This window comes from Bacillus sp. T-10(2022), from assembly GCF_056502895.1.
Genome location: NZ_CP113518.1, coordinates 2,526,179 through 2,543,287, shown reverse-complemented (window position 1 = coordinate 2,543,287; position 17,109 = coordinate 2,526,179). Strand labels below are relative to the sequence as shown.

Sequence of the window (17,109 nt, the reverse complement as noted above, 5' to 3'; positions counted from 1 at the left end):
ATTGTCAAACGTATTACGGAAAGTTTTCAACTTAATGATTTAGGGTTACTAACCTTTCAATCTTGCATAACCCCCATTTACCCAGCAGTTTAACGGCACTTTAATCAATGGGTTTCATTACGTAATTTACTCGTGAGTTTGGCCCGTTTACTCGTGAGTTTGGCCGTTTAACTCGTGAATTTAACTGTTTTACTCGTGAGTTTGGACGTTTTACTCGTGAAATTGATGTTTACATGGGATTTCTGCTGCTTTACTAATGAGCTTAGCTGCTTTAATCGTGAGTTTGGCCGTTTTACTCGTGAATTTGGCTGTTTTACTCGTGAGTTTGGCCTGTTTACTCGTGAATTTAGCTGGTTTACTCGTGAATTCTCAAACTTTACTCGTGAAATCTTTTATTCTCTAAAAATAGCCTATATGGCAGGGAACAGTTGCATGACTGTCCGCTGACATATAGGCCATCTACTAAAGAACAATATTATACATCCGATGTAGCTTTTAGTTTTATATTTTCCTCAAGCTGTAGTTTATCATAGCTGCCATACCTCTCTTTCACAACGAGTAACGCCAAGGCAGCCATTATGCTAGGAACCGTGAAGGCCATGAATGCATTTTGTGGTGAATAGTTAGCAGCGAGCAGTAATCCTATTAATGTTGGGGCAACAATCGCTCCAATTCTACCAAAAGCCAACGCCCAACCTATCCCGGTGGACCTTATCTCCCGCGGATAATACTCGGATATATACGTATTGGCCAAATTCATCGTGCCGACTGTACAGGCCCCTCCAAAAGCGATCAGAATATATAATGCTGCTGCATTTGAGGTCAAACCCAATATGACAAAACAGACCGTACCCATGGCACAGAGGGATAAAAGTACTCTTCTATGGCCTATTTTCCCAACTAAATACCCTCCAATTATCGATCCGCCAATTTGTCCTATTCCCGATATAAGATTGAAAGATAAACTGGATGAAAGGCCGTATCCGGACTGCTGCATGATTTTGGGTAACCATGTATTGAGTCCGTATACCATAAGTAAACAATTAAAGGCAGCTACCCAAAACGCAAATGTGCTAAGAGAGCGCTTATTTTCAAAGAGTTTCTTGACTGGAAAGCCCTTTGCCCTTTCTTGGACTTTGGCAAACTCATAATCGTCCGACTCTTTATAGTCGCCGTCTGGATCAATGCGATTCAGAATTCCAGCAAGCTTTTCTCCTTGTTTTCGAATAACATAATAGGAAAGCGATTCAGGAAATTGCTTCATGAAGAATGGCAGTGCCAGCAAGGGAAGCGCCCCTATCCAATACAAAACCCTCCAACTCATTTGTTCCATCACATACATTCCAATTAAAGAAGCGAGTATGCTTCCGATAGAATAACCGCAGTACATAGCGGTTACAATGAGAACCTTATTCTTTTTGGGTGAGTATTCCGCCATTAGGGAGATGACGTTTGGCATTAATCCTCCCATTCCCAAGGCCGCTATAAATCGCATAACCGAGAAAAAGGCAGGATCCGGGGCAAAACTTGAAAGTAATGTAAAAACACTGAATAGACATATACAGATGGCAAGCACTTTTTTTCTCCCTATTTTATCCGCAAGAGGTGCAAAAATGAGTGCTCCCACCATCATACCGAACAATGAGTAACTTGCAATTCCGCCAGCTTCGACTGGCGTCAAGTTCCATTCCTCCATCATCAAAGGCAAACCTACTCCGTACATGGCTATATCAAATCCATCAAAGGTAATTGCGAACAAACACCACATGAAGACCATTATATGAAAACGGCCAAATCTACTATTACCTACCACTTCCGAAGCATTGACCTCACGCAATATATTCCCTCCTCTTTGCCATATTTCACGCTATAACATGTAATGTCAGTTGCCCTAGTTCACCGTAATCTGCTATTATTTCATCGCTTGCCTGTATCGATACGGCATCTGTAATTCCGCCTACTAAAACAATCATTCCAGCCTGGATGGAAAGTCCTTCCCGGTTAATCATTTTTACAAGCTCCACAATCGAATGAATCGGGTGATCGAGCACAGCTTCACCGCGACCCCTCTTTTGCATATCACCATTTTGATAAAGCGTAACTTCTGCTTGAGCCCAGTCCGTGTGATACGGTGAATAAGCTTGATTGCTAAGCAGGATTTTGGCTGAGGATGCGTTATCCGCTACTACATCGGTAAGTGTAAAAGAAAAGTTTTTATAACGGCTGTCAATAACTTCAAGAGCAAGAAATACACATTCTACAGCCGGCCAGACATCTTTCGCCGCTATATTTGCACCTTTCAGTTCGTCCTTGAACAAAAAAGCAAATTCAGGTTCCACTCTCGGATGAATGAGTTCCCCAACTTTTAATACTGGTTTAGTTAGTTCCATGTCAGATGTCAACCTGCCATAGATTGCTTCCTCTACCCCTACTTGCTGTTGTTTGGCTTTGCTCGTCAAGCCCATCTTCCATCCGATCAATCTGTTATCACCAGTAAGTGTCTCATTAATGCTCAACTTCTGAATTTCATACGCTTGATTTACTGTTAGTTCAGGATTGTATAATGTAAGCTTATCCATTTCACGACCATTTTTTTGCGATTCGGCTACCCGTTTTGCCAGTTGATCTAGTTTCATCTTAAAGTCCCTTCTTTCTGAAATGCCATTTGCTCAGCTACTTCAATTATGGTATCTTCCTGACCACCAACCACTTTTTGTCGACCAAGCTCCATCAAAATATCCCGGGCGTCAACTCCATACTTTTTCGCCGCTTTATTTGCATGCAATAAAAAGCTGGAGTACACGCCACTATAACCCATGATTAAACTAGAGTCCGTTATTTCCTGGGGCTTGGGCATGATTGTATTTCCAACTTCCTCCGAAAGATCAAGCATTTTATATAAGTCAATTTCGGTACGGATACCCATCCTATCCAGAACGGCAACAAGCACTTCCGTCTGGGTATTACCAGCACCTGCACCAAGACAGCGGATGCTGCCATCGATTCTATTCGCCCCTTCTTCAATTGCCATAAGTGAATTTGCCATAGCGAGCGATAAGTTATTGTGAGCATGAAAACCAATATCAATTTTAAGCTTTGATCGTAGTAAACGGATCCGCGCCTTCACATCTTGGGGCAAAAAAGAACCGGCCGAATCAACAACATACACAGCATCCGCTCCATAGGATTCCATTAAAACGGCTTGCTCAAGTAGTTTTTCCGGTGATGCCATGTGAGACATCATTAAAAACCCGATTGCTTCCATACCGAGATGTTTCGCTGCTTCCAGATGTTGCTTTGAGACGTCCGCTTCCGTTACATGGGTTGCAATCCGCGCCATTTTCGCCCCAACGTGAGCGGCTTCTCTTAATTGGTCGATTGTCCCTATACCAGGGATTAAAAGTACTGAAATAACCGATTGGCCAGCAGCTTCAACAGCGGCTTTCACCAATTCAATATCATTCACTTTTGAAAAACCATATTGTAAAGATGATCCGCCCAGTCCATCTCCATGCGACACTTCAATATAAGGGACACCTGCAGCACTAAGTTTCCCAGTCATGTTCTTTACTTGATCGATGGTGAATTGATGTGCCACTACATGGCTCCCATCCCGCAATGCAACTTCAGTCACCAATACATCTTTACGCAAATGAACCCCACCTTTACAGTTCCGATTATCTTTTTCAAACATAGTGTTCGAATTGGCTTTTAGCGATTTCTTCCCCTACTTTTACAGCTGAAGCCGTCATTATATCCAAATTACCTGCATATACGGGGAGAAAATCTCCTAACCCTTTCACTTCCAGAAGGACTGTTATTTGTTTCCCATCAAATATCGGCTCTGTCTTCAGGCGGTATCCTGGAACATATTCAGAAACTTTTTCCGCCATCTTATTTATGGACGCTGTTATTGCTTTCACATCAAAGGAATCCGATTGAAGCAGACAATGAATCGTATCCCTCATGATGAGTGGCGGTTCGGCCGGATTCAACAGAATAATAGCCTTCCCCTTTTTCGCTCCACCCACCTGTTCCAGGGCCCTTGCCGTCGTTTGTGTGAACTCATCAATATTTGCACGGGTTCCGGGGCCGGCACTCTTGCTGGAAATTGTCGCTATTATTTCGGCATATTCGACCTGGGCCACTTGACTGATCGCATGAACGATGGGGATTGTCGCCTGACCGCCGCATGTGATCATGTTAACAACCGCCTCATTCAAATTTTCTTTTAAATTCACGGAAGGAACAATGAACGGTCCGATTGCTGCAGGAGTCAAGTCTATCAGCTTCTTGTTCATCCTTTTCAAGGCTTCGCAGTGAAAAACATGCGCCTTCGCAGATGTGGCATCGAATAAAATATCTGCAAGCTCCGGCCTTTCCAAAAATCCATCCATGCCATTTGCAATGACATGATGTCCATGAATCCTAGCTTTCTTCAAACCCTCCGATTCCGTGTCGATACCGATCATCACCGACATTTCCAGAACATCCGACCGATGAATTTTCATCATTAAGTCCGTGCCGATATTCCCTGAACCTATAATGCCTACTTTTAGTTTTTTCAAGGCCGCTGTGCTCCTTTCACTCAAAATTAACCGATACCTTTCCAAGTTTTTCTCCAAAGTCAGCAGAAAAACGGTCACCCGGTTTCGCTTCGATTGCTGCGGATAATGCACCGGATAAAATGACTTCGCCCGCTTTCAATGAACCTTTAAAACGATGCAGTTCATTTGCTAGCCAGGCTACGCACGTTGCTGGATTTCCAAGTACTGCTTCACCTGTACCTTTATTCATGAATTCGCCATTTTTATATAGTCTCATTTGAATGGAAGGGAGGTCGATTTCACTCAAATGAATTTTGCGATTCCCCAGTATATATAAGCCCGATGATGCATTATCCGCCACAGTGTCAGCAAGTTTAATCTCCCAATCCTTCACCCGGCTATCAACCACTTCGATCGAAGCAACCACATAATCAGTTGCTTCCATTACATCATCAACGGTAATATTGGGGCCATGTAAATCTTTCTTTAATATAAAAGCTACTTCTGCCTCCACTTTTGGTTGGATTAACCGCAAACTCGAAATACAGCCGTTATTTTCTATTTCCATCGCATCAAGTAAATGTCCGTAATCTGGTTCATTCACTCCCAGAACCTCCTGCATAGCCTTGGAAGTCAAGCCTATTTTCTTACCTGATACTTCCAGACCGGACTGGGTTTTCATTCGAATCGTTTCAAGCTGAATTTGATAGGCATCCTCCACATCCAAATCCGGAATTTCACTGGTGGGGGCCGATATTCCCATTCCTGTTTTTTCCGCTTTCAAAAACCTGGCAGACCATTCTGTTAAACTAACGATCATGAACCTCCCTCCTTCTTTATAATTTAATCGTGACGTTAGACAATTCACTGTAAAATTCGAAACTATGCGATCCGCCTTCGCGGCCGATGCCGCTGTGTTTCATGCCCCCAAAAGGTGTACGCAAATCACGTAAATACCAGGTATTCACCCAGATAATGCCCGCTTCTATTTTAGAAGCGACACGATGCGCCCTCCTTAAATCATTGGTCCAGATCGTTGCCCCCAGTCCGTAATGTGTGTCATTGGCATGCTCCAGTGCCTCTTCTTCCGTTTCGAAAGGCATGACCGTTACCACAGGACCAAAAATTTCTTCCCGTACACAACGGGATTCACGCGTAACTCCGGCAATGATTGTCGGTTCAATGAAAAACCCTTTTTCAAACTGTCCTGCTCTTCTTCCTCCAGTTAATATTCTCGCCCCTTCTTCTTTCGCCAAATCAATGTAACTCATCACTTTGTCATAATGTTCTTTTCCTATTACAGCTCCTACTTCCGTATCGGAATCAAACGGATCACCGACTTTTAATTTTTTTGTTCGCGCGACCATCTTTTCAAGGAATTCGTCATACAAACCCTGCTGAACATAGATTCGTGATCCGCACAAACAAACTTCACCTTGATTCATGAAGCTTGATTTCAATGTCGTTTCGATTACTTCATCAAGATTCGAGTCAGCAAATACAATATTCGGATTTTTCCCGCCCAGTTCAAAAGAGATTTTTTTCAATGTGGGAGCGGCAGCTTTCATGATCGCTGTTCCCGTTTTTGTTTCCCCTGTGAATGTAATCGCATCGACGTCCGGATGTTCACTTAGAGCGGCTCCTGCTGAATTTACACCATATCCATGCACAAGGTTGACAACTCCATCGGGAACCCCCGCTTCCTTGCATATTTCCATTAACTTTGTCGCTGTCATCGGTGTCAGTTCAGCTGGTTTCATAACCGCTGTATTGCCAGCTGCCAGGCACGGTGCCAATTTCCACGTCAACAATAGCAAAGGTAAATTCCACGGATTTATCATTCCTACCACGCCTACGGGCCGCCTAATAGAATAATGAAGCGCAATGTTGTTCTGATTGTAGGATTCATTACCAAGTGCAGTGATATAGTCCGCGAAAAAGTGAAAATTGTGAGCTGAACGCTTGATGTCCATTTCAAGTGCAAGGCTATATGGTTTCCCTGTATCAAGGGTTTCCAACATTGTCAGTTCTTCTTTCTTTTCCAAAATGAGATCGCCGATACGCCTTAGAAGCGCAGAGCGTTCATTATCGGTAAAAGATCTCCAAGGACCTTTAAGCGCACGTCTTGCTGCAGAAACAGCCTGATTCACCTCCTCTATACCTCCTTCTGCAACCCATCCAAGTTTTTCTTCCGTTGCGGGATTGATATTGTCAAAAATCTTGGATTGATTTGGATTCAGGAATTCCCCATTAATAAAGTGCCGGCAATCTATCGATTTAGCTGTATTTATACTAGCTTTTGCTGCTTGCATGAAACATCCCTCCCCTTTAATTAAGACACTGGCTTAGAAATCAAGTGCCTCAATCTTGTATTTCCACAATCATTTCAATTTCAATTGCAGTGTTATTTGGAAGCTGGGCCATCCCCACTGCTGACCGGGCATGTCTGCCCCTCTCTCCAAACACGGCAACAAGCAGATCTGATGCACCATTCAATACTTTAGGCTGTCCTGTGAAATTTTCTGTTGAATTTACCATTCCGAGAATTTTGATTACCTTCTTCACTCTGGATAGATCTCCAAGCTCATCCTTAAGCACCCTCAGAAGATTAATCATGGACTGCCTCGCTGCCTGATACCCTTCTTCTTCCGTCAGCTCTTTGCCAAGCTTGCCGTGGAAATCATCAACACCTTGTCCGGATGTGAAAATCAGATTTCCCACCCGGACGTGGCTGACATAGTTGCCGACCGCTTCCCTTGGCGGCTCTAGCATGATCCCAAGTTCCTCAAGCACTTGTTCTGGCGCTTTAATCTGTTTTTCCATGCTTCTCCCCTCGCGATTCCAAATTTAAAAACCTCAATGCATTTCGACCAAGAAGATTCGCTTTCACTTCATCTGAAAGAATTAGAGCGTCATCAATCACTTGACCTGGAGGCTTTTCTCTCAATAAAAATGGATAGTCGGAACCCATCAGCACTTTCTTATATCCAAAACGGTCAATCAGATACTGAATATTCCGGGTATCATAGTTCAGGGAGTCGAAATAAAACTTTTGTGCATAATGGCTTGGTGGCATTGATGTTTTTCTTAATTCAGGCCATACTTCCCACCCCTGATCGATCCGCGGTAAAATATATGGGAATGAGCCCCCGCCATGTGCAAAACAGATTTTCAGATCCGGGAACTTTTCCATGACGCCGCTCCATGCAATGCTTGCTGCCGCCAATGCCGTTTCACTCGGCATCGCCACTGTATACATGAGGTTATGCCGTTCCGTTCGGTCTTTTGCCATTGTCTCCCATGGATGTATAAACAGCGGGACATTCCATTTTTCAGCCATTTGGAAGAATTCCAATAAAACAGGTGAATCCAGATTCTCTCCGTTTACGTTAGTACCGATTTCGATTCCCGCCAGGCCAAGCTCAAATTTACAGCGTTCCATTTCACCAATTGCCACTTTCAAATCCTGAAGCGGTACAGTACCGAGACCGATGAACCTGTCAGGATGCCTGTTCACAGTCTCAGCAATGAAATCATTCTGGAACTGTGACATATATAGCGCCTGGTCAATTGGCGCCCAGTATGAAAATGTCACTGGCACCGGTGAGAGCACCTGCATATCGACACCTTCGGCATTCATATCCTGAATGCGTTTTTCTGGGTCCCATACCTGGTCAGTCACTTTCCTGAACAGCTTTCCGCTTACCATGATATCCGCCCCGCAAGAACATTTCCGCTCTAGTACTGGCCAGCGTCCCTGACCAAATTTACCGGTTAAGTCCGGGAGGTCCAACGGAAGAATATGTGTATGAAAATCTATTCGCATTTCCAAGCCTCAACGTTTTCTGACATGACATGACCGCATTCACTACAGGTGCGAAGTTCTTTACTACCGTTGAAAGCCTCGATGGCTTCTTTCACCTGGATCTCAATATTCGTCAATTGGATCGTAACTTTGTGCATCTCATGGTTACAATTCCCGCAGAACCAAACAAACTCTTCAAGCTCATCTTTAGCACGCTTGCGTTCTATGACAATTCCGTAAGTATCAGATACACGATGAGGAGAATGGGGTACATCAGCCGGCAGCATGAACATTTCCCCTTCTTTCACCTCCACTACTTCGCGTTCGCCGTTTTGGTTGATGCATTCTACATAGCAGGAGCCTTTTATCTGATAAAATAGCTCATCAGAAGGGTCTACATGAAAATCACGCCGATAATTCGGACCACCCAGTAGCATGACAATGAATTCGGAATCTTCCCAAAGCACTTTGTTATTAACCGGCGGTTTCAATAAATTTTTATTGTCTTCAATAACTTTCATTAGATTTAATGATCTAGCCTGTAATTTTGAAGATTGAGCATATCCTTTCATAAATAAACTACCTCCAGTTTTCATAATAGTCAAAAAATTCACACTAGCGACATATAACCAACTTGTTTTGAAATCATTTGTGCCGAACGAATTACCGACTGAATAATTCTCGTTTTTTCTTTCCCAATCATATAATTTCGGTCCCCGACGAGGTTAAGTGCCGCAATGACTTGGCCATTATAGGATTTAATGGGTGCTGCCACACCATATAACCCATAATCATTTTCATCATCACTAATCGCAAATCCTTGTTTGCGGATGTCCTTTAACTCTTCATTCAATTTATTAATGCAAGTGATCGTGTTAGTTGAGTGCTTCAATAGCCCTTTTGCAAGCGTAGGCTGAATGAAGGATGGGTTAAAGGCAAGTAATACTTTCCCGGTGCTCGTACAATAAGCTGGTTTTCTTGCTCCTATATATGTGGTCATATGCTCGGCATGAGGGGACGACATTTTCATCACAAACCTGACTTCGCCTTCGTGAAACATACCGATGTGAGAATTACCTCTAAATTGCAGGACAAGATTACTGATAATTGGACCTGCCTCATAATGAATATCCTGCTGATACATGACTTTACTGCTCCACTCAAGTAACTTCCAACCAAGCCGGTACTTTCGATCTTTGCCTTGGATCAGCATCCCATCCTTGCACATCGTTTTCACTAGATGATGGGATGAGCTCGGACTCATATTCAATTTTTCAGCTATTTCCTTATTTCCAAGTGAGGGTTCTTCATTTGTGAATAAATCAAGTATCTTTATTAGCTTCTCAACGGACGAGATCATGACGGTCCCCCCCCTCCTTATTCAACTATAAAAATTACTGTTTAACCGCATCGATGGCTATTTGCATCGGTTTGTTAAGCACCTCATCCACCATGGTAAAGGTCTTGTTTTTCTTATATTTATTATAATAAATCGCTCTTTTCCTAACTGGATCACCCGTGTAATAGCGTTCGTATTGAAGTAGGCGCTGCCCAAATGCTTCCCCGCATAAATCCCAAGCCAATTTAAACACCCGAACGCGCTCTTCCGCTGAAACCCCGCTTCGTCCTCCATAATATTTATCGATATCTACTCGCAATTCCGGATTATCAAAGTCGGCCCCTGTCGGAGACATCAAAAGCCCTCCAGCTCCTATGGTCTGTATCACTTCTATGGCACGGGGATACATCTCCGGAAGGAAGCCGCGAATCGTTTCCAATGCATCCGGATTTGGCCGGGCCTCACCGTAGTCATTGATCGTGTACTCATATTCCGCTACCCGAAGCAGTGAACGGATGACTTCGACGGATTGAACAAGTTCACCCAAATCACGCTGTACATGAAGGAATCCATCAACCCCGATAGAGTCTGCCACTTTACAAGCAACCTCAACGGCAAATGCCAGTTTAATATATCCACGCACTCCCGATTGGTGAGCAGGCTGTTCAGCGATCCCCGTCATTGGATACAAGCGGTTTGCCGCCTCCACATTGTTGTATAAGAAGACGCGGTTCCAAGGAACCAGGACATCATTGAATACAAGCAGGGCGTCCATTTCCTCATAGCGTGAGGCAAGTGGATGGTCAAACATCGAGCGTGTTCCGTCCTGCATTGGTTCCCGGCAGATTATACGCAGTCCAGGCGTATCGATCGGCAATGCAAATGCTACCGCATGACGTTCATCCCCTGGTGTGAATCCTGGGAAAGAATAGATAATCACCTCATCGGTGATCGGTGCCAGGGTTGCTAACATTTTTGCACCGCGTACAAGTATTCCTTCTTCTTTTTCCTCAACGGTCCCTAAGTGGGTATATGTTTCTTTTTGCTCATGAGATTGCTTGCTTCGATCATTTTGAGGATTAATGATCGCATGCGTTAAGAATAAATCATTGTCACGAATATAGGTATAATAATCCTTGATGTTCTTTGACCAGTCTTTGTTGTATTTATCAAGAAACCAAGAGTTATGTGCCATGGAAGTGACCACGACATTTAAAAAGTCCGGCGTTCTCCCCATAAGTCCATATGTCATCCTTGCATACACTTCAAATAATTTACTTCTTTTTTGCAAATCCTCCGATGTCTTCGGGAATATGAAAGCATTGTTAACACGTTCTCCGGTTTCTTTGCAAATGTGGGTGATTTCATCTTGATATTCCGGGTCATGTTGAATGTCATACAACTTTGCAATTTCTTGTATCGGCTGTTTAAAAATTGGCTCATTATAAATATCCTCAACCACTCTTCCGCCAAGCCAGACTTCTGGCTTCCTTGATTTAATTCTATTAATATATTCTTCGCCGGTTTTAATGCCCATAAGAATCCCCCTTATTTTACAAGTTGTTTAGCAGACCCCATTTTCCCTTGATAAAAAGTAAGCGCTTCCAAATCTTCGAATTGTAACTCCTGGATCTCACCGATGAACAATACATGATCACCAGCATCATACTCTCTCCATGGTTTGCATTCCATCCAGGCAACACTTCCATTTATTTTTGGCGAAAACCCCTTGTTATCCCAGTCAATTTCAATCGTATCCTGTTTACTGCCTGCAAATTGCCATGCTATGGATTCCTGTTCATCCGACAAGATATTAATGGTAAAAGATTTGTCTTTCATGCTCGTGCAGGCTTTTGCTTCTTTATGAATTGATACTAAAGCAAGCGGGGGATCCAAGGAAACCGAGGTAAATGAATTCACAGTAATCCCCTTTTGAACTTTCCCATCAAACCAGCTCACTATCGTGACTCCGGTTGGGAATTTACCAAAGCAATTTCTCAACTCGCGCCCATCCATCTTATCACCTCCTACTCTTTTATTATGAATTCATTATAGTAAACTTAATATTTTTAAAAACCCATATAATTTCATAATGTGAAATTATAGGAAAAATTTATTTTTAATTGTGAACTATCAAAAGAACTCCCCGAAGAAAAGACTTTCATTACCGCATTATCAAAAATCAGTGTTAAACTATCCATGTTCATTCATATTTCCAGCTTAATTAATAATGGACTTTTTTGGTCTTGACTTGAATAGATGAAAGTGGTGAGGGAAGTTTCCATTTTGCGTACCTTTAGAAAGATCTATCAATTTTTTGTAGATATACCTTTAAAAAAAGGAGTGGTTTTACAAAACCGCTACGAAATCACTACTGTAATTGGAACAGGAAGCTACGGGATTGTTTATCATTGCACGGATTTGAAAACGAATGAGAATAAAGTGATCAAACAACTTCGGAGAAGTAAACGCCGCAGCAAAAAAGAGCTGAAACAGTTTGAAAATGAAATTTCCATATTACGTATGTTAAATCACAAAAACATGCCCATATTTCACGAGAAATTTTCACATGACGGGAATGTTTATTTTGTGATGAATTTCATTGAAGGGGATAATTTAGAAGACCATATTTTCTTAAATCATATAACATTCAATGAGAAAGAGTCTCTATTTTTTCTTGAAGATCTGGTCGAATTAGTATCTTATCTACACAACCATGACATATACCATCAAGATTTGCGTATTCCAAATATTTTAATTAAAGGCCATGAGCCTATTTTGATAGACTTTGGTTTGTCTAAAATGAACGTTACGGCCGATTTTGCAAAGGAATCCATTTTGGAGCTGAAACGGCAGGATTTTTACGACTTGGGAGAAATACTTCTATATGTACTTTATACGACGTACTCAGCCAAAAATAAAAAGGCTCTTCCTTGGACAGAAGAGCTTTCGTTAGAAAAAGAAACCGTGCATATCCTGAAAAGGTTATTAGGCATCCAAGAACCTTATTCAGATATCAGTGAAATCTCATTGGATCTGCAAGCTGCATTAGAGAAATTGCATTAGCTGCTGCTGCCGCGCCCTTTTCTCTTGTAGCGGTCACTTCCACTCATGGGATACCTTTTGTAGCCTCGGCTGCTACTGCTGCTGCCTCGGCGATAATGACCATGTCTTCGCTCACTGCTGCCTTGGGAAAGCTGTTTGATTTTTTTCATTATTTTCTTCAGCATATCTTTCACCTCTTTTATTTTGGTTTTAAAACTTGTTATTACTTAGCCTAACATAGTCACAGTATAAACCTTACTAATAAGTACTATAATTTTTTTTCATTTGTGTTACATTCCATTACCGCTTCATGGAGTGGGCTTCTTCCATTGTTGGTCATGAGAACGCCCTATACGCCTCCGTTTGAAAATGGCACCGAATATATAAAAATGACTGTCATTCACTGCCTTCCAAGCGCAATTTAAACCAGAAAGTATACAAAAAACCTGGCGAATATCGCATCGCCAGGTTTTTTTTCGTTACTCTTTTATTTTACAGCTTCTTTTAATTCCTTACCTGCTTTGAAAGCAGGTACTTTACTAGCTGCAATTTGTATTTCTTCGCCAGTTTGCGGGTTTCTTCCTGTACGGGCTGCGCGGTCACGCACTTCAAATGTACCAAAACCAACTAATTGGATTTTTTCTTCTTTAGCAAGTGTAGCTGTGATTGTTTCAAACAATGCGTCCACTACTTTTTTTGCGTCGTCTTTTGTCAGTTCAGCTTGTGCTGCAACACTGCTCACTAATTCTGTTTTATTCATATGAACACCTCATCCTTTTATTTTGTATAAAGTATGTAGAGTAGACAACATAACATATCTTGTATGCCTCTGTCACTTAAAATGGCTAAATAAAAGGAATTATCGCTCTAAATTGATCTTTTTTAAAGGTAAAAGGGCTTTGATCACATTAACCTAATGACCTTTTCAACTTTCTGCAGTTTCCAGCTGCAGCCATTGATAGATCGTATCCATATCAATGTTCTCCTCCAAATGGGAAGCCAAGAGATTGTAAGCTTCCTCCCTGCGCTCCGAGTCGCTTTGAACGTTTTCCTTCACTTCTTCCAACCCCTTGTCCCGTCGAATTTGGTTAACTAGTAATCTAGTGAACAAGCGATTATGGAATATCCCATGAAGATATGTTCCCATTACCTTGTTGTCATTGGAAATGGCTCCATCCTCTCTTCCATCCTTCAATAAAAGAAAGGGCCTTACTTGTGACTTCAATGTCGTTCTGCCTAAATGTATTTCGAAACCGTTAAGATTCATTTGACCTTTCATTATCCCGGCAGAAAGGACACCTTCCATTTGTACCGTTTTCTTTTCTGCTTGAAAAATGGTTTCCACCGGAAGAAGCGAAAGCCCTTCCGCGTTCTCACCGTCACCCTCGACCGCGTCGGGATCAAAAAGTTTTGTCCCTAGCATTTGAAAACCGCCGCATATGCCGAATATCATCTTTCCTTGTTTCCGCAGTTCATTGATGGCCCGATCCAATCCCATACGTTTCAACCACTCTAAATCTTCCATCGTGTTTTTTGTACCCGGCAAAATTAACAGATCGGGATTACCTAATTCATGGACACTGCTTACCAGTCGGACACCTACTCCGGGTTCATCAAAAAAAGGATCCACATCTGTAAAATTGGAGATCCGCGGAAATCTCAAGACGGCAACATCAATCGGAAACTCAGCCTTTTTAGGTTTTTTAAAACGTAAGGAAGAGAGGGCAAGTGAATCTTCCGCTTCTATATTCACGTCTAGAAAGGGCAGCACCCCGAGAACCGGAATCCCGGTTTCCTTTTCCAACCATTCAATGCCATCGTCCAATAATTCACGCATGCCACGAAACTTATTGATGATGATGCCCTTTACACTATCTCGTTCATCTTGATCCAATAAGGCAAGTGTCCCGATAATGGACGCAAATACTCCACCACGATCAATATCGGCCACTAAAATGACAGCTGCATCTGCGAGTTTAGCCATTCGCATATTCGCTATATCCCGGTCCTTAAGGTTAATTTCAGCCGGACTTCCTGCCCCTTCGAGTACAATGATGTCATATTCATCTTGAAGTTTTTCCACCGATTTACGGATGATGGGCATGGCTTCCTGGACAAATTGGGACCGATAGCTTTTTGCATTCATATCAAGGAAATGCTTTCCGTGCACGATGACTTCCGAAACCATATCCTGTTTCGGTTTCAGTAATATCGGATTCATATCGGTCGTTGCCGTGATCCGTGCTGCTTCCGCCTGTACTCCCTGTGCCCGTCCGATTTCACCGCCATCCAAGGTTACATAAGAATTCAAAGCCATGTTTTGTGATTTGAATGGGACGACACGTAATCCTTTATTGGAAAATACCCGGCAAAATGCCGTACAAATCAAACTTTTCCCAACATCAGATGACGTCCCTTGTATCATGATGGATCGTGCCTTCATTACGTTCACCCCCTAAAACTCTAATCCTTTGACAGCGCCGATACCCTCGTCATAATAATGCTTGGTCGCGTCGATCGATGAAACCAAATCCGCCATTTCCATAAGCTCCGGCCTGGCATCCCTGCCGGTAATGACTATATGCATATGAGCGGGACGATTTCGAATGGCATCGATGACTTCCTCCAATGGCAAGACATCTTCAATCGGGAATTTGGAGATCGCTAACGCATTGTTCAACTCATCCAAAACAAGTAAATCAATATCCGGATCAGCAAGGGCCCGTTTCGCCTTTTCCCAAGCTAACGATAAGGCATCACGATGTTCTTCTGGTGTTTTGGTCCATGTAAAACCAATACCTAACTGTTCCATTTCAACTCCTAATTTTCTCAAAGCCAATGCTTCCCCATAAGTACGCTCTGGAGATTTAATGAACTGAAGGTATTTAACAGTCATTCCTCTGCCGATTGCCCTTAAAGTCACCCCTAATGAGGCAGTCGTCTTCCCCTTCCCGTTTCCCGTATAAATAAGCATTAATCCTCTGCGTGCCACTCACTCACCTACCTTCATAGCCAAACTGTTTTTTCTATGTATGAAGTCCTTTTAGTAGCAGGAACCGGTTGATCGCCTTTAGGGTATCCGACAAAAATGGTGCCGATCACTTTTTTGTTTTCCGGTGAACCGATAAATTCGTGCAGGCGTTCATCCCTGACAAGACCCACTCCTCTAGTGCGCCAAACGAATCCAAGACCAAGTTCTTTTGCGGCTAGCCACATCGAATGGACGGCACAACAAGAAGCGAATACATTGTCTTCGGATGAATCTGGATCGTCAGGTAAAATGTCAGAAGTCACGACAATGATAAGCGGTGTCGTCTTTACAACTTCCAGTGAACTGTCAATCAATTTTGGTTTGGTCGGAAAGCGTTCATGTAAATACCTTTCTGCCAATCTCTCATAACGGTGCTTCGCTTCCCCCTTGATAACATAAAAACTCCAAGGTTCACGCAATCGGTCGTTAGGAGCATAGGTAGCCGCTTCCAATAACTGCCTGATTTTTTCGTCTTCCACTTCTTTTTCTTCGTAATTCCTTATTGCCCGGCGCTCCTTCAATTCTTGAATGATGGACATTCCAACTCATTCCCTTCCTTAATGGACTCTGATTCAATCACTCTTTCAAACCATTGGATTTTTTCTCTTAATTGGACGACATCCCCAACTAGAAAGATTGACGGATTTTGAATTTCTTCTGTTATAGCCTTCAAGGAAATCGAACTTAAGGTGCCGGTAATCGTCCTTTGTTTATCTGTCGTACCCCATTCAATGATGGCCACTGGCGTTTTACCGTCCCTGCCATGCTCCATCAATTTTTCACAGATGAACGGCATATTACCTATTCCCATATAAAAGGCAATGGTATCGATGCCTTGAGCCAATGCCTGCCAATTCAGGTTATCCTGCCCCTTGTAATCACGGCCATGGCCTGTCACAATTGCATAACTTGAGGCATGTTCACGGTGGGTTACCGGGATGCCCGCATAAGCCGGTGCTGCGATACCCGCTGTGATTCCTGGGACGATATCATATTCAATCCCGTTAGCAGCCAGTATTTCCGCTTCCTCACCGCCCCGCCCAAAGACAAATGGATCTCCACCCTTTAGACGGGTGACGTTTTTCCCCTGTAAGGCTTTTTCCACTAAAAGTTCATGTATTTCATTTTGAATGAGATGATGCTTCCCTGGTGATTTCCCGCAATACACCAGTTCTGCATCTTCTTTTGCATAGTTTAATAGTTCTGGATTGACAAGCCTGTCATATGCAATGACATCCGCCTTTTGGATACATTCCAGTCCATATACCGTAATCAGTTTCGGATCTCCGGGACCCGCACCGACCAGGTGAACTTTTCCCGGTTTCATGCTCGCGCCTCCTCT

General features: G+C 42.8%; 19 protein-coding genes. 1 reads left to right on the top strand and 18 read right to left on the bottom strand.

The features are described from left to right. Positions 1-475: 475 nt before the first annotated feature. From OSJ91_RS12400 to OSJ91_RS12345, 12 genes are read right to left on the bottom strand one after another with little or no spacing between them, the layout of a single operon-like run. A complete protein-coding gene (locus OSJ91_RS12400; protein WP_485891710.1) occupies positions 476-1,837 on the bottom strand; it encodes an MFS transporter in 1,362 nt (453 codons plus the stop codon). A gap of 25 nt (positions 1,838-1,862) precedes the next feature. After that, entirely contained in the window at positions 1,863-2,636 is a 774-nt protein-coding gene (locus tag OSJ91_RS12395) for a 2-keto-4-pentenoate hydratase (RefSeq protein ID WP_485891709.1), read from the bottom strand. Next, a complete protein-coding gene (gene dmpG, locus OSJ91_RS12390; RefSeq protein WP_350302434.1) occupies positions 2,633-3,652 on the bottom strand; it encodes a 4-hydroxy-2-oxovalerate aldolase in 1,020 nt (339 codons plus the stop codon). Before dmpG ends, OSJ91_RS12395 begins: the two co-directional genes overlap by 4 nt. Positions 3,653-3,686: 34 nt before the next feature. Next, positions 3,687-4,592: an acetaldehyde dehydrogenase (acetylating) gene (locus tag OSJ91_RS12385; protein WP_485891708.1), complete on the bottom strand. Its 906-nt coding sequence runs from the start codon at positions 4,590-4,592 to the stop codon at positions 3,687-3,689. Then, entirely contained in the window at positions 4,585-5,367 is a 783-nt protein-coding gene (locus OSJ91_RS12380) for a 2-keto-4-pentenoate hydratase (protein ID WP_485891707.1), read from the bottom strand. Before OSJ91_RS12380 ends, OSJ91_RS12385 begins: the two co-directional genes overlap by 8 nt. A gap of 16 nt (positions 5,368-5,383) precedes the next feature. Then, entirely contained in the window at positions 5,384-6,859 is a 1,476-nt protein-coding gene (locus tag OSJ91_RS12375; RefSeq protein ID WP_485891706.1) for an aldehyde dehydrogenase, read from the bottom strand. 49 nt (positions 6,860-6,908) lie between these two features. After that, on the bottom strand, positions 6,909-7,370 hold the full coding sequence (locus tag OSJ91_RS12370; protein WP_427600923.1) for a RidA family protein: 462 nt from the start codon (positions 7,368-7,370) through the stop codon (positions 6,909-6,911). After that, positions 7,354-8,379, bottom strand: a complete 1,026-nt coding sequence (locus tag OSJ91_RS12365) for an amidohydrolase family protein (RefSeq protein WP_485891705.1) — start codon at positions 8,377-8,379, stop codon at positions 7,354-7,356. Before OSJ91_RS12365 ends, OSJ91_RS12370 begins: the two co-directional genes overlap by 17 nt. After that, complete coding sequence (locus tag OSJ91_RS12360; RefSeq protein ID WP_485891704.1) at positions 8,364-8,924, bottom strand: 3-hydroxyanthranilate 3,4-dioxygenase; 561 nt, start codon at positions 8,922-8,924, stop codon at positions 8,364-8,366. The genes OSJ91_RS12365 and OSJ91_RS12360 overlap by 16 nt, the downstream gene beginning before the upstream one ends. A gap of 38 nt (positions 8,925-8,962) precedes the next feature. Beyond that, positions 8,963-9,712, bottom strand: coding sequence for an IclR family transcriptional regulator (locus OSJ91_RS12355; RefSeq protein ID WP_350302427.1), 750 nt, complete (start codon positions 9,710-9,712; stop codon positions 8,963-8,965). Positions 9,713-9,746: 34 nt separating this feature from the next. Continuing rightward, the gene (locus OSJ91_RS12350) at positions 9,747-11,228 is read right to left on the bottom strand and encodes a 4-hydroxyphenylacetate 3-hydroxylase family protein (protein ID WP_485891703.1); all 1,482 of its coding nucleotides are present in this window, start codon (positions 11,226-11,228) and stop codon (positions 9,747-9,749) included. An 11-nt stretch (positions 11,229-11,239) separates the two neighbouring features. Beyond that, positions 11,240-11,707 carry a flavin reductase family protein gene (locus OSJ91_RS12345; protein ID WP_485891702.1) on the bottom strand — a complete coding sequence of 156 codons (468 nt, stop codon included), beginning with the start codon at positions 11,705-11,707 and terminating at the stop codon, positions 11,240-11,242. Positions 11,708-11,977: 270 nt separating this feature from the next. Here OSJ91_RS12345 and OSJ91_RS12340 point away from each other — a divergent pair, with 270 nt between their 5' ends. Beyond that, the gene (locus tag OSJ91_RS12340; RefSeq protein ID WP_485891701.1) at positions 11,978-12,757 is read left to right on the top strand and encodes a protein kinase domain-containing protein; all 780 of its coding nucleotides are present in this window, start codon (positions 11,978-11,980) and stop codon (positions 12,755-12,757) included. Here OSJ91_RS12340 and OSJ91_RS12335 read toward each other — a convergent pair. From OSJ91_RS12335 to cobA, 6 genes are all read right to left on the bottom strand, one after another. Then, entirely contained in the window at positions 12,754-12,921 is a 168-nt protein-coding gene (locus tag OSJ91_RS12335) for a hypothetical protein (protein WP_153246085.1), read from the bottom strand. The two genes, OSJ91_RS12340 and OSJ91_RS12335, sit on opposite strands and share 4 nt — an antisense overlap. A 302-nt stretch (positions 12,922-13,223) precedes the next feature. Then, complete coding sequence (locus OSJ91_RS12330; RefSeq protein WP_063233522.1) at positions 13,224-13,496, bottom strand: HU family DNA-binding protein; 273 nt, start codon at positions 13,494-13,496, stop codon at positions 13,224-13,226. Positions 13,497-13,661: 165 nt separating this feature from the next. Next, positions 13,662-15,179, bottom strand: a complete 1,518-nt coding sequence (locus tag OSJ91_RS12325) for a cobyric acid synthase (RefSeq protein ID WP_485891700.1) — start codon at positions 15,177-15,179, stop codon at positions 13,662-13,664. Between the two features lie 12 nt (positions 15,180-15,191). After that, on the bottom strand, positions 15,192-15,728 hold the full coding sequence (locus OSJ91_RS12320; protein ID WP_485891699.1) for a cob(I)yrinic acid a,c-diamide adenosyltransferase: 537 nt from the start codon (positions 15,726-15,728) through the stop codon (positions 15,192-15,194). Positions 15,729-15,742: 14 nt separating this feature from the next. After that, complete coding sequence (locus OSJ91_RS12315) at positions 15,743-16,306, bottom strand: nitroreductase family protein (protein WP_350302422.1); 564 nt, start codon at positions 16,304-16,306, stop codon at positions 15,743-15,745. Then, on the bottom strand, positions 16,285-17,094 hold the full coding sequence (gene cobA / locus OSJ91_RS12310; RefSeq protein ID WP_350302421.1) for a uroporphyrinogen-III C-methyltransferase: 810 nt from the start codon (positions 17,092-17,094) through the stop codon (positions 16,285-16,287). Before cobA ends, OSJ91_RS12315 begins: the two co-directional genes overlap by 22 nt. Between the last annotated feature and the right edge of the window lie 15 nt (positions 17,095-17,109).